We start from the raw sequence: 11,947 nt of genomic DNA, 5'->3' as shown, positions 1-11,947 counted from the left end.
GTGCGGCAGGTTCGTCATCCTTAAGAGGTGCGCTTCCTCTTCGCTTCGGATGCACGGATGACACGGTTTCAGGCCAATCTGCTTTTGCTTCTTGCTGGCGCAATGTGGGGCATGGGTTTCGTCGCCCAGTCTACCGCAATGGACGCCATCGGACCGTTTCTGTTCATAGGTCTTCGTTTCGGCATCGCCTGTCTTTCGATGTTGCCCTTCGCGATCTGGGAAACACGGCGCAGCACTGCAGCGCTGCCACAACGCGACAGGCGAAACTTCGTCATCATCGGCCTTCTACTCTTTGCGGGGATGGCCTCGCAACAGGTAGGGCTCCTGACCACCACCGTCACGAATTCCGGTTTTCTGACCGGTCTCTACGTGGTCATCGTGCCGTTTCTCGCCGTGCTTCTTTTCCGGCAATGGCCCCATGGTGTGGTGTGGCCCGCCGCCCTTTGCGCGCTGACAGGCATATGGCTTCTATCCGGCGCAGGCAGCGTCGCACTCAGGCCGGGTGACTGGCTGACGATACTGTGCGCCTTGTTCTGGGCACTGCAGGTGATCATGATCGGTCGCAGCGCCAGCCATACGGGGCGGCCGGTCACCCTTTCGGTCACACAATTTGGAGTGACGGCAATCGTGGCGCTTGCGATTGCCGCGATGATCGAACCCATAACACCAGCGGCGATAGGCAAAGCGCTGCCCGAGATTCTCTATGCCGGTATCTTTTCCGGCGGCATCGCATTCACGCTTCAGGTTATCGGTCAGCGTTACACAACAGCGCCCCAGGCGGCGATTTTCCTCTCAACGGAAGCCGTTTTCGCAGCCGCGTTCGGTGCAATCTTTCTGGGTGAACGCCTGCCGCCTCTGGGGCTGGCCGGGTGCGGATTGATCTTTACCGCAATTCTCGCTGTTGAAATAATCCCGGCAATGCGAACTCGATCAGACAGAACGGCCTGATCCCGTTTGCACGCTTTGGCGGGAGAGCGGCAAGGTAGAACGTGCGTTCCCGCGCCTTTAGGCTATCATGTCCAGAGTTTCCGGAGGATGTTCTCATGCAGAAGCCTGCCGACCGAGAATGGGATCTTTCGATCGACCCAGAGACCGTGCGTCTTCTGGCACTGAAAGCGCGTGCAATCAGCGCGGCGATGAAATCCGATTATGATGGCGGGCACGAACACGAGGTCGAGATCGACGGCGAGGCAGGTGACCGGCATCAACATGACGGACTTGTGGAAGAGGAAGAAGAAGATCTCACGGAGGAGGAATTTCGCGAGCTGATCAGCGATCTCAATGTGGACGAAAAGGCAGAATTGATAGCCCTCGCCTGGGTCGGGCGGGGAGATTTCGAGCTGAAAGAGTGGACTGTTGCCGTGGAAGACGCGAGGGAGTTCGGGGCAAACCGCATCGCGACCTATCTGCTCGGAATGCCTATGCTGGGGGACTGGCTCGACGAAGGCCTGGATGCCCTGGGAACGTCTTGAGACGTGGGAAGACCCGGCTTATTTCAGGATCAACAAGCCATGAGACAAGGATTGCGACATGATTCATGTTTCAATCCCAGTCTCCCCGGTCACCAGCGCCATTGCTGCGCTGATTGTGTGTTTTCCGTTGTCGATAAGCGACAGCAGTGCAGCCGAAGGCAGCTCCCGGCCGGACATATCTCTGCCCCGAACCGGCCCGGTTCCTGCCGCGCGCGGAACGCCGCAGAGACGGGAACTCTCAGTTGTCGTACCGATCCCCGCGTCCCGGCCGGACATCGAGGGGGAAACGGACCAGACGCAGCCCCCGGAGGCGACCAGGCCCGACGACCTTCCTGAAGACGAGGTCGCCTGTCGGAAAAAACTTGCCGACCTGGGTGTTTTTCACGAGGAAGGTCCACCTGCCACGGACTCGATAGGCTGCCATCTACCGTATCCAGTGGTAGTCGACCACATGGCCAGCGAGATTCCCCTGACACGTGAAGCGAAACTCAACTGTCCCACAGCGCTCACGCTTGCCCGATTTTTCACCGAGCAGGTACCAGAGCTCGCGCAAAAGCACCTTGGTCAGCCAATTCGCGCCGTGGAACACGCGTCCGCCTATGTTTGTCGCACCCGTCATTCGAGCGGAAAACTCTCTGAGCACGCTTTTGGCAACGCATTGGATATCGGCGCCTTTATTCTTGCAGACGGCACGAAGCTCACCGTGACCGAAAAAAGCGACCCCAAAAGCAACAGCGCAAAATTCCTCGACGCCTTCCGTGCCGCGGCCTGCGGTCCCTTCAAGACCGTATTGGGGCCGGGCTCCGACGAGGATCATGCAGATCACTTCCATCTCGATCTCAGAAAACGTCGAAACGACTACACCTATTGCAGATGATACGCCCCTGGAATCTGGCTCGCCACAAAGCTGCCACAGGTCTGAATGCCATCGCTGACCTTTCCTTTACCTCGTCGCGTTACGATTGATCCTGCCCGAAAGGGTGGGACTTGGTGCAGTTCGGGTGAAACCACCTGACGGTCGTGCAGCCGGCAGGCACCGGACGAAAGAGCGGTACATCGTTTCCATGAAAAGATGCGCCGTTCCGCAGTATCGATGGGGGGCGTTTACATGGCGGATATCCGCGTTCGCAAATCTGTTGCAACAGCGCTTCGCGCGCCCGGATGTTCGCGGTTTGCATTGGCTGCTGCGTCGCTCCTTGCCCTTTCCGCCTGTTCCGTCAGCGATGTGATGTCACCGCGTCCCTCGGTCGATATCGGTGTGAGCACATCCGCAATTCCCCTGGCCGCTGCGCCCGTTCTCGAAGTCGACCGGAACCAGCCCCCCGCTCCGGTGAAAGCGCAGGGCCTTCAGGCGCTGGTTCCTTCCAACCCCATGATGGTGTCCTATCCCCGTGTCACCCTGCCGCGCAGGGAGAGTTCGACCCGGGCCATGCCACCGGAAGAAATTGCCTGCCGCCGGCGCCTGAAAAGACTCGGGGTCAAGTACCAGGATCTGGAACCGATCAATGATGGCGGCGCCTGCCGGATTGACTGGCCAGTCAAGGTCAGCGGTCTCTCTGGCAACATAGCCATGTCTCCGGCAGCCACGCTCAACTGCCAGATGGCCGAAACCTTTGCCCGCTGGACAAAGAAGGAATTGGCACCGGCTGCGCGCAAACGGTATTTCACCGGCATCGGCAAGATCCGCCAGGGATCCAGCTATTCGTGCCGTCGCATTGCCGGCACCAGCGTTGCCTCCGAACATTCCAAGGGCAATGCACTCGATGTCATGAGCATCGAGTTGAAAAACGGCCGTGAGATTGACGTTCGCAAACCGGGGTTCTTCGCCTTCCGAGAGCGCGGCTTGCTGAACAGCGTCCGTGCCGAAGGGTGCGATTACTTCACCACCGTTCTGGGCCCGGGTTACAACTATGATCACCGCGATCATTTTCATTTCGATCTGAAGGGCCGGCGCAACGGTTACCGGGCGTGCAAATAAAAACAGAACTGCCCAGACTATACAGACAATAGGCTCGCCCCCTTCACCACGGGATGCTAAACAGCAGCCATGCTCATCGTCGAAATCGCAATTCTCTTCGCTCTTATCGTCTTCAATGGCTTCATGGCCATGTCCGAGCTCGCTGTCGTTTCCGCGCGGCCTGCCCGGCTGAAGTCGCGTGCCGAGAAGGGCCAGCGCGGTGCCGCCCGCGCGCTCGCCCTTTCTGCCGACCCCGGACGCTTCCTTTCCACGGTTCAGATCGGCATCACGCTGGTTGGCGTTCTGTCCGGTGCTTTTTCGGGAGCGACCCTTGGCACCCGCCTTTCAGATTTCCTCATTGCACAGGGGCTTTCCGAAAGCCTGGCCAATCCACTTGGCGTTGGCCTCGTCGTGGCGCTCATCACCTATGTGTCCCTGATTATCGGCGAGCTTGTTCCCAAGCAGATTGCCCTCAAGAATGCAGAAGGCATTGCCATCAAGGTGGCGCCCGTCATGGGGCTTCTGTCGCGCATCACGCTTCCTCTGGTTTGGCTTCTCGACGTGTCTGGCCGATTGGTGCTGGCGCTGCTTGGTCAAAGCGCGGAATCGAGCCAGCGCGTCACCGATGAGGAAATCCGCACACTCATTGCGGAGGCCGAAACCAGTGGCACCATCGAATCCGATGAACGCCGCATGATCGCCGGCGTCATGCGGCTCGCCGATCGCAAGGCACGCGCCATTATGACCCCCCGCGGGGAGATTGACTGGCTCGATCTTACTTCGGATGAAACCATGCTTGCCGAGGTCATCAGAAAATCAGGGCACTCCCTTCTCCCGGCCGGCGAAGGCTCGATAGACGAGATCGTGGGCGTGGTGAAACTGCGCGATCTCCTTGCCTCCGATCTTGTCGGGGAACCTCTGAACATCCGTTCACACGTGCACCCGGCACCGGTCGTGCACGATATGGCGGATGCGCTGGATGTTTTGTCGATCCTCCGCGAAGCCGACATGCCCATGGCGCTGGTGCATGACGAGCATGGACATTTCGAAGGCATCGTGACGCCTTCGGACATTCTGGAATCAATTGCGGGTCTCTTCCGCGCCGACGCCGAGGAAGGCGAGCTTGACATAGTCGAACGCGCGGATGGTTCGTGGCTCCTGCCAGGTACGATGCCGGCTGACGAGATGGCGGACCATCTGGGCTTTGAGCTTCCTGCCGACCGCAGCTACACCACGCTGGCCGGTTTTCTTCTCAACGAGTTTTCCCACCTTCCCAAAACCGGAGAGAGCACCGACGCTATGGGATGGCGTTTCGAGATCATGGATCTGGACAATCGCCGCATCGATCGCGTCCTGGCAACGAAAATTGAGCAGGCAAGCGAAGCCTGATCTTCAATCTTCAGGTGGCACCGGCGTCGGCCTGCCGGTGGCGTCAAGTGCAACCATCACGAAGTCCGCGTGTGTTACCATTTCCATGACCGGTGACAGGTAGCGCTGCGCCCATGCCTCAACCTTCAACCGGATCGAGGTGCGGCCCACACTTTCGATGTGCGTGTAGATGCACAGCGTATCTCCCACCTTCATGGGTTTGGCGAAAGCCATTTCCTTCACACCTGCGGTCACAACACGGCCATGCGCGCGTTCAGCGGCGCGAATACCGCTTGCAAGGTCCATCTGTGCCATGACCCAACCACCGAAAATGTCGCCCGCAGCATTGGCATCGCCGGGCATTGCCTGTGTGCGCAGTGTCAGGTCGCCCGTGGGTTTTTCCGGTGCATTCATGACAGGGGTCCTCGGTTTGTTGTGGTCGCGGGGTAGCCGGAAGTCAGTAAGGGGTCAAGAAACACACGCTGGCGCCGGGCGACCATCAGGGTCTGGCAAGAAGGTCGGGCACGGTCTTTTCAAGCAGTGGCATGCCGCCGGGCGACCACCCCAGTGCATGCAGGCGCTTCGTGCTCATCGCATTCACCATGGATGCATCGCCCGCATCGGGCAGGGTATTGCCACTTCCCGTGGACCGCGCCACCAGCGCAAGGATATCGCGTCGGTCGAGAACAAGATCAGACACGTTGAAGACCTTTCCAGAAACTCGTACCGCCGACTGTTCCAGCACAAGCCGCACCGCCGTCCCGACATCTTGACCGTGCACCTCGGTCGCCACGCGCGGAGCGATCTCCCGGCCCGAAAGGAAGTCCTCGAAGAGCCCCGCCCATTTGTGTAGCCGCCCTTCACCTGCCGGACCGTAGACCCCCGTAACGCGAAGGCTCACCCCGTGAAATCCGTCGCCTGAGAGCTTGGTGAGCGCATCTTCGGCTGCAAGCTTGACTTCTCCGTAGAGCGTGTCGGGCCGACAGACATCGCTTTCATCCAGCATCATTCCCGGCGGGCACGGACCATAGACCGCGCGAGAAGAAAGAAACACCACGCGCGATACGCCTGCAGTCCGCGCGGCCTGGAACAGGGCAATGCTTCCATCAAGGTTGCGCCTTCGGAAGCCTTCCGCGTCATCGCCTTCGCCACCCCGATATTTTCCCGGCAGGTGATCAAATGCGGCATGTATGAAAAAATCCGCCCCCTCGAACAGCCCCGTTGAAACCGATATGGGGTCCAGCTTCATCGGCGCAAATGCGACCGGCTCTGAAAAAAAGCCGTCCGGCGGCGCCTTGCGCCCAAGCACTGTTACCCGGTGGCCGGCAGTGAGCAATGCCTCCACGATGAAACGGCCGACGAGACCAGTCCCGCCAGACACAATGCTGTGGGGCGTGGTCATGGCGTGGGATTCGCCAGCGTTTCGATATCGGGGATATTCTCACCCGAATGGAAGGCGTGCCAAAGATCGATCAGGGGCCGCAGCTCCGTGGCTTTCGGGTGATCCCGCTCCCAGGGTTTTTCATATTGATAGTGAACCACCGAAACCGATTTCCAGTCCCACAATTCGGGGAGATTGAACCACACATATTGCAGCATGTTGAAGAATACCGGCAGCCCGTGCCACTCAAGAAAACAGGTCTGGAGGAATGTCTGATCGGTCCGCCGCCAGAACGCTTCGGGCTGATCAAGCCGCGCAAGCATGGCGGCAAATGTCGCTTCACAAGGCTTTGCTACAAACACGCCTGAGTTCAGCCGATGAAAATCCGCAAGGCTCTCATAGACATTGGGCGCGGCGGAGAACTCCGGATAGCCGAACAATCGGTCGATGTTGCGCACCACCACGGCATCCGCATCGATGAACACGATTCGCTCATATGCGGTAAGCTGCCACAGTCTGAGCTTGGCAAAATTGTCGAGCGGGGTGTGAAAGCTCGGCTTGTTGCCCTTGGTGAAGGGTGCATTCGCGTGAAGCCGCGCCCGCTGATGCCGCTCGTTGAAGGCGTTGGAAGTGGGCAACAGCTCTGCCGGCACAAGCCGTGCGCCAAGCGCAGCGAGCGGCTGCAGCGCTTTTTCAGGCGCTCCACCAGTGTGCATCACGACGATATCGGCATCGGTTTCCGTCAGCCGCAGTGAGCGCACCAGAGCCAGCGCGCCCATCGCATAGTCGTCATTGGTGACAAGCGTCACATAGGCATGTTTCGACATCGATGCCGTCGCTCAGCCAACGCTTTTGAGGCGCTTGCCTTCCGGATCGCGCTCGATGGTGGGCTCGATATCCTTGGTCCAGGCGGAAACTGCAGGAATGCGGGAACGATCGACGCGGTAATCGAACTTTTTCGCCACATCCACGACCTCGGCCAGAAGCCCCTCCTCCAGCGTGATGGGATTGAGACCGAGCGACAGGAACTTATCGTTTCTGACCACCAGATCATTCTCGGCCGCTTCCTTGCGCGGGTTCGGCAGATAGGCGACCTTTGCACCCGTCATGCGGGCGATGAGCTCGGCCAGATCGCGCACACGATGCGTCTCGGTCATCTGGTTGAAGATTTCCACACGGTCACCCCGCTTCGGCGGATTGTTCAAGGCGATCTCCACGCAGCGCACGGAATCCTGAATGTGGATGAAGGCGCGCGTCTGGCCACCCGTGCCGTGCACGGTCAGCGGATAACCGATCGCCGCCTGGATCAGGAAGCGGTTGAGCACCGTCCCATAGTCACCATCATAGTCGAAGCGGTTGATAAGCTGGGCGTGCAGCTTCGTCTCTTCCGTGTGCGTGCCCCACACGATGCCCTGATGCAGGTCGGTGATACGCACGCCGTCATTCTTGGCGTAAAACTGGAACAGGAGCTGATCCAGCGACTTCGTCATGTGGTAGATGGAGCCCGGATTGGTCGGGTAGAGGATTTCCTGCGACGCCGTCTCTCCCGACAATGTTTCGATGCCAACCGGGAGATAGCCTTCCGGGATTGCAGCACCGACGGAGGAATATCCGTAAACGCCCATCGTGCCCAGATGCACCAGATGCGCATCAAGGCCGATCTCCGTCATCGCATTGAGCAGATTGTGCGTGGCGTTGACGTTGTTGTTGACCGTGTAGTTCTTGTGGCGGTCGCTCTTCATTGAATAGGGCGCCGCACGCTGCTCGGCAAAATGCACGATGGCATCGGGCCTGTGCTCGGCAAGCCAGGACTTCAGCACATCGTAATCGCGCGCCAGATCGATAAGGTGGAAGTGGATGCGCCGGCCCGTCTCCTGATGCCAGATGCGGGTGCGCTCCTGAATGGAGTCCATGGGTGTCAGCGACTGAACACCGAGCTCTGTATCGATCCACCGCCGGGACAGGTTGTCGACGATGTGGACCTCGTGTCCGCGTGCGGACAGGTGAAGCGAGGTCGGCCAGCCGACGAATCCATCACCGCCAAGAACTGCAATCTTCATGAAATTCCGCCTCCGGTCATCAATGCATCAGGCAAGGGAACCGGTCCGATTCCCTTCTCGAAAACCCCTTAGCATTGTTTTATGACAGTTTGTTCCGAAAGAACAAATCGCGCGAAGAAGCCGGCCTCCAATGGAGACCGGCCTCCGGTCCGGGGGACGCCGGGCAGGGTTACATTTGCGCTTCGACGGAGGTCACCTCATTGGTCGTGTCGTCTATTGTCAACGTGACCGAGGCACCGGCGGCAACGCTGGCAAGATCGACCGCCTCGCCGGCCGTATAAACCGTACCGTCGTCGAGAGCGATGGTTCTGGTGGCCACATCGATGGATGCCACAGTTCCCTGAACCTCGGCTGCATAGGCCGAGAGCGTCAGAAAACCGGTGGCGGCGAGGACTGCGAGAATCTTCTTCATGGAGAATACTCCTTTGCTGATTTCATGCCTGCTCAGCTCCCGTGTTCAGAGATGGGGCCGGGAACCGAGCCGACGGAGAAAAGGTGGTTGGAAACAGGAACAATCTCAAATCAAACAGAATGACCATCGAAAACACCCCACTCATCAAACCCCTGCCGTATTTGCACGCTCCGCGACATCTGAATGCCGCGCACCGCGCAATACCTGCCCTGGCTTGTTCGTCTGCTGCTGCAAACCTGACAAAATCCGGACGGGCCACGATCACGACCCGCCCGGTTTTCCGTTGTTGCGACAACAATGTGGTCAAATCCGGTAACCGGCTGCCACCATGGCGTGAACAGCTCACAGGCGACAGCGATGGCGATAGCCATCATAACCGAGATAGGTGTCGCTGTATTCGTCATAGGAACGATAGCGCGCATAGCAGCGGGCCACATGGCGATCCCAGGCCGACGCGCGACCGTAAACCGGTGCGGGCCCATAATACCGGGCGCGGGAATCCGCGATGAGCCCCCCAACGATCAGGCCGCCGATCCCCGCGATCGCCGCCGCCTCCCCCGGAGACAGGCTGCCTGCGCGGCTTTCCAGGGTAAGGGAAGAAAACGCCGTTGCTGCGAGAGTGACGGCCACAAGGCCGGTGGCGATGGTGCGTTTCAGGGACATTTCATCATCCTCCTTTGCAGATATTGGCCGGCTGTGCTGCCGCCCGATACAGGTCTGTCGCAGGAAGGAAAGGAAAGGTTCACGCGTCCCTCGTATGTTTTCTTCGACCCCGTCGCATGCATGCAACATAGATTCGCCATAATGGACACGGGAAATAAACCTGTTACCGTATAGGGTGGAGTATCGCGGGTGGACCGGGGAACGGGAGTAAGCACACGCCGACTGCGAGAGCGCAGGGCATAGGAGGGCCGGACCATGGCCAAGTCACGAGTACCGCACAGTAGCGCCGGCATTTTCGACGCAGATGAAATGACGGCGATGGAAAACGCCATTGAAGCTGTCTGCAGCGAACTTGGAATAAAGCGAAGCGACAGCACATCGCGCGAACGGGTTGCCGGGCATGTGATGCGCTCCTGGACAAGCGGACGACGCCTGCCGCTGAACCTGGTTCAGGCAGGGCTGGACAGTGCCACACGGCTCGAAGCCTAGAGGCACCTTCGTCCGGATCCGAGAGCCTGCGATGGCGAATGACCTGCTGGCACATCGCTGTCAGACACCTGTTCGTGCAGGTTTTTTCCTGGTCTCCTGAAAGCCTTGCGTCGGCTCACACAGCGCCATCGCCATGAAATGCTCATACCGCTCCGCATCATACATCCAGCACAGAACGACACCCAGCCAGGCAGCATGGAGGCGCGAGACGTCGCCATCGCTCCAGTGCGCAAAACAGTCTGCCTCGAGCGGCGCATCCACCCCTGCCTGACACACGCCTGTGCGCCGACACCGCCGGTTTGAACAGTGCTGCGGTCTCTCGGCCTGTCCCGCGAGATATCGAAACGCCACCTGCATTTCCTCACAGGGCCATTCGGGCGGGCAAAAGGGAAAAGGTGGCTTGATGCCCTTCTCATCGAGCTGCGTATCGCGGATCTTCGCAAGGTCGCGGACGATCTCGAAAAGTTTCGCATTGGCCTCGGTCTGCGCCTGCGGTTTTCCGGTTTTGCGTGACATGTAGGGTCTCCGTGATTTTTGCGTTGACGGCTTGAGAAAAGGGCAGTGCGGATTTCTGTTGTCCTGCCGTACGCTCGCGCTGTGCCAATGGGTCCCGGATAGCCTCCGGCTTCCGACAGCCTCCTTCTCCCCGCGAGCCGGGAGAAGGTCCCGGTTGGGGGGATGAGGGGCTGGCGGCGACTGGCGAACTTCTCCGCATGTGCGGGTTCCCTTGCCATTGATGGCGCCCGCCCCTCATCCTCACCTTCTCCCCGCTCGCGGGGAGAAGGGGGCGTTTGATGCTGGTGCGCATTCTGCAGACGGAACATGAGCGAGGCCCGGGATGACGGCCTCCTTCTCCCCGCCTGCGGGGAGAAGGTCCCGGCAGGGGGATGAGGGGCTGGCGACGACTGGCGAACTTCTCCACATGTGCGGGTTCCCTTGCCATTGATGGCGCTCGCCCCTCATCCTCACCTTCTCCCCGCTCGCGGGGAGAAGGGGACGTTTGGCGCTGGTGCGCATTCTGCAGAGGGCGGGGCGTGCGGGCATTTTGGGCAGGCTCCATCGTTGCCGCGCGGGGGTGCCGCCGGGGTCTGGATCATTCGGGAAACGGGGCGCGTTTTTCGTGCCTCTCTGTTGGGATTGAAGTGGCGCGAAAAGCGCGCCCCGCCGGCCGCTGTCCCGACTGCCGACCGGTCACTCGGGCAAACGTCGCCCTAGCGGCTTTTCCGCAACCGACATGATGCCGGCCGCCGGCCTTTCGCGGGCCCTCACAGGCCCCGGGTCACCGAACCCGAGGGGGAGGCTGCCGTCGCCCCTCCTGATCCCCGGCTCCGGACCCGGTTCCCGACAGGGGCGATGGCTGGAAGTGTAGTGGAGGTTTTGGGGGTGGGGGAAAAGGAGTGAATGGTAAATGGTGAATAGTGAATGGGATGAGCACTTCAACGCTCTCGTCATCCTATGGCTTGACCATAGGATCCATGCCGTTGCGGGGGTGACGGGCGCGGGTGAGAAAAATTGCGTTTCGCCTTGAAGGGCGGCGGTTTATCCCCGCAGCACCTGCACCTTGCTGCCGTGCCTCTCTGGCGGCAGAGTGCGCGTGACCAACGAGAGGAAAGGAAACCGGCAATGGCGCGGTTTGCGGGAGGATGCCTGTGCGGCGCGGTGCGGATCCAAGCTGAGGGAAGCCCTGACCGCGTGGGCATTTGCCATTGTCTCGATTGCCGCAAGCACCATGGCGCGCTGTTCTATGCGGCGGCGGTTTTCGCGTCTGAGGCGGTGCGCGTCACCGGTGAGACACGCGCCTATCAGGGTCGCCATTTTTGCCCACGCTGCGGTTCATCGGTCTTTGACCGCACCGGCGACGAGATCGAAGTGCATCTCGGAGGCTGGACGCGCCGGACCAGCTTGTGCCGGGTTATGAGCTGTGGGTTTCGCGGCGTGAAAAGTGGCTACCGTCATTTCCTGTGAAAGCGCGGTTCGAGCGGGATCGGGAGTGAGGTGACAATCGAAAAGGCCTCAACAAAATTGCTCAGGGATTGTTATTTCTAAACTGCAGAAGGCCCCTAACTTTTTCTAAGTATTAAAAAAAACTTGACACATAAAACAACTTCAAATTTCATAACAAAAGATATTCAACCTATGAGGATT

Annotated in this window: 13 protein-coding genes and 1 pseudogene; 7 read left to right on the top strand and 7 right to left on the bottom strand. The window is 59.6% G+C overall.

Features of this window, described 5'->3' with window-relative positions:
* Positions 1-57 precede the first annotated feature (57 nt).
* From AB2N04_RS08995 to AB2N04_RS08975, 5 genes are all read left to right on the top strand, one after another.
* Positions 58-948: a DMT family transporter gene (locus AB2N04_RS08995; RefSeq protein WP_367718457.1), complete on the top strand. Its 891-nt coding sequence runs from the start codon at positions 58-60 to the stop codon at positions 946-948.
* Between the two features lie 95 nt (positions 949-1,043).
* On the top strand, positions 1,044-1,472 hold the full coding sequence (locus tag AB2N04_RS08990) for a DUF3775 domain-containing protein (protein WP_367718456.1): 429 nt from the start codon (positions 1,044-1,046) through the stop codon (positions 1,470-1,472).
* Positions 1,473-1,530: 58 nt separating this feature from the next.
* Positions 1,531-2,349 carry an extensin family protein gene (locus AB2N04_RS08985; RefSeq protein ID WP_367718455.1) on the top strand — a complete coding sequence of 273 codons (819 nt, stop codon included), beginning with the start codon at positions 1,531-1,533 and terminating at the stop codon, positions 2,347-2,349.
* Between the two features lie 231 nt (positions 2,350-2,580).
* Positions 2,581-3,450: an extensin family protein gene (locus AB2N04_RS08980; RefSeq protein ID WP_367718454.1), complete on the top strand. Its 870-nt coding sequence runs from the start codon at positions 2,581-2,583 to the stop codon at positions 3,448-3,450.
* A gap of 69 nt (positions 3,451-3,519) precedes the next feature.
* The gene (locus AB2N04_RS08975; protein WP_367718453.1) at positions 3,520-4,818 is read left to right on the top strand and encodes a hemolysin family protein; all 1,299 of its coding nucleotides are present in this window, start codon (positions 3,520-3,522) and stop codon (positions 4,816-4,818) included.
* A 3-nt stretch (positions 4,819-4,821) separates the two neighbouring features.
* Here the strand turns inward: AB2N04_RS08975 and AB2N04_RS08970 are convergent, their stop codons facing one another.
* The 6 genes from AB2N04_RS08970 to AB2N04_RS08945 form a co-directional block, all read right to left on the bottom strand.
* Positions 4,822-5,211: an acyl-CoA thioesterase gene (locus AB2N04_RS08970; RefSeq protein ID WP_367718452.1), complete on the bottom strand. Its 390-nt coding sequence runs from the start codon at positions 5,209-5,211 to the stop codon at positions 4,822-4,824.
* A gap of 85 nt (positions 5,212-5,296) precedes the next feature.
* Positions 5,297-6,199: an NAD-dependent epimerase/dehydratase family protein gene (locus AB2N04_RS08965; protein WP_367718451.1), complete on the bottom strand. Its 903-nt coding sequence runs from the start codon at positions 6,197-6,199 to the stop codon at positions 5,297-5,299.
* Positions 6,196-7,005, bottom strand: a complete 810-nt coding sequence (locus AB2N04_RS08960; protein WP_367718450.1) for a glycosyltransferase — start codon at positions 7,003-7,005, stop codon at positions 6,196-6,198. The genes AB2N04_RS08965 and AB2N04_RS08960 overlap by 4 nt, the downstream gene beginning before the upstream one ends.
* Before the next feature lie 12 nt (positions 7,006-7,017).
* Positions 7,018-8,238 (bottom strand): NAD-dependent epimerase/dehydratase family protein, encoded by a 1,221-nt coding sequence (locus tag AB2N04_RS08955; RefSeq protein ID WP_367718449.1) that lies wholly within the window; start codon positions 8,236-8,238, stop codon positions 7,018-7,020.
* A gap of 169 nt (positions 8,239-8,407) precedes the next feature.
* A complete protein-coding gene (locus AB2N04_RS08950; RefSeq protein ID WP_367718448.1) occupies positions 8,408-8,650 on the bottom strand; it encodes a DUF1344 domain-containing protein in 243 nt (80 codons plus the stop codon).
* A 342-nt stretch (positions 8,651-8,992) separates the two neighbouring features.
* Positions 8,993-9,313 (bottom strand): BA14K family protein, encoded by a 321-nt coding sequence (locus AB2N04_RS08945; protein ID WP_367718447.1) that lies wholly within the window; start codon positions 9,311-9,313, stop codon positions 8,993-8,995.
* 255 nt (positions 9,314-9,568) lie between these two features.
* Here AB2N04_RS08945 and AB2N04_RS08940 point away from each other — a divergent pair, with 255 nt between their 5' ends.
* Positions 9,569-9,802 (top strand): hypothetical protein, encoded by a 234-nt coding sequence (locus AB2N04_RS08940; RefSeq protein ID WP_367718446.1) that lies wholly within the window; start codon positions 9,569-9,571, stop codon positions 9,800-9,802.
* A gap of 60 nt (positions 9,803-9,862) precedes the next feature.
* On the opposite strand, the gene AB2N04_RS08935 is transcribed toward AB2N04_RS08940, so the two are convergent.
* Entirely contained in the window at positions 9,863-10,318 is a 456-nt protein-coding gene (locus AB2N04_RS08935) for a hypothetical protein (RefSeq protein ID WP_367718445.1), read from the bottom strand.
* Between the two features lie 1,107 nt (positions 10,319-11,425).
* Here AB2N04_RS08935 and AB2N04_RS08930 point away from each other — a divergent pair.
* Positions 11,426-11,796, top strand: a pseudogene (locus AB2N04_RS08930) (GFA family protein).
* Positions 11,797-11,947 lie beyond the last annotated feature (151 nt).

Origin of the sequence: Nitratireductor sp. GISD-1A_MAKvit (assembly GCF_040819555.1) — a bacterium.
Taxonomy (GTDB): domain Bacteria; phylum Pseudomonadota; class Alphaproteobacteria; order Rhizobiales; family Rhizobiaceae; genus Nitratireductor.
Note: the sequence above shows the minus strand (reverse complement) of the source record. Positions and strands in the feature narration are given on the sequence as shown.

What these genes read in the sequence shown, in the direction of transcription:
- AB2N04_RS08985 (WP_367718455.1), top strand. Translation starts at nt 1,531, where the DNA reads ATGATTCATGTTTCAATCCCAGTCTCCCCGGTCACCAGCGCCATTGCT.
- AB2N04_RS08945 (WP_367718447.1), bottom strand. Translation starts at nt 9,313, where the DNA reads ATGTCCCTGAAACGCACCATCGCCACCGGCCTTGTGGCCGTCACTCTC.
- AB2N04_RS08955 (WP_367718449.1), bottom strand. Translation starts at nt 8,238, where the DNA reads ATGAAGATTGCAGTTCTTGGCGGTGATGGATTCGTCGGCTGGCCGACC.
- AB2N04_RS08990 (WP_367718456.1), top strand. Translation starts at nt 1,044, where the DNA reads ATGCAGAAGCCTGCCGACCGAGAATGGGATCTTTCGATCGACCCAGAG.
- AB2N04_RS08975 (WP_367718453.1), top strand. Translation starts at nt 3,520, where the DNA reads ATGCTCATCGTCGAAATCGCAATTCTCTTCGCTCTTATCGTCTTCAAT.
- AB2N04_RS08980 (WP_367718454.1), top strand. Translation starts at nt 2,581, where the DNA reads ATGGCGGATATCCGCGTTCGCAAATCTGTTGCAACAGCGCTTCGCGCG.
- AB2N04_RS08995 (WP_367718457.1), top strand. Translation starts at nt 58, where the DNA reads ATGACACGGTTTCAGGCCAATCTGCTTTTGCTTCTTGCTGGCGCAATG.
- AB2N04_RS08960 (WP_367718450.1), bottom strand. Translation starts at nt 7,005, where the DNA reads ATGTCGAAACATGCCTATGTGACGCTTGTCACCAATGACGACTATGCG.
- AB2N04_RS08965 (WP_367718451.1), bottom strand. Translation starts at nt 6,199, where the DNA reads ATGACCACGCCCCACAGCATTGTGTCTGGCGGGACTGGTCTCGTCGGC.
- AB2N04_RS08950 (WP_367718448.1), bottom strand. Translation starts at nt 8,650, where the DNA reads ATGAAGAAGATTCTCGCAGTCCTCGCCGCCACCGGTTTTCTGACGCTC.
- AB2N04_RS08935 (WP_367718445.1), bottom strand. Translation starts at nt 10,318, where the DNA reads ATGTCACGCAAAACCGGAAAACCGCAGGCGCAGACCGAGGCCAATGCG.
- AB2N04_RS08970 (WP_367718452.1), bottom strand. Translation starts at nt 5,211, where the DNA reads ATGAATGCACCGGAAAAACCCACGGGCGACCTGACACTGCGCACACAG.
- AB2N04_RS08940 (WP_367718446.1), top strand. Translation starts at nt 9,569, where the DNA reads ATGGCCAAGTCACGAGTACCGCACAGTAGCGCCGGCATTTTCGACGCA.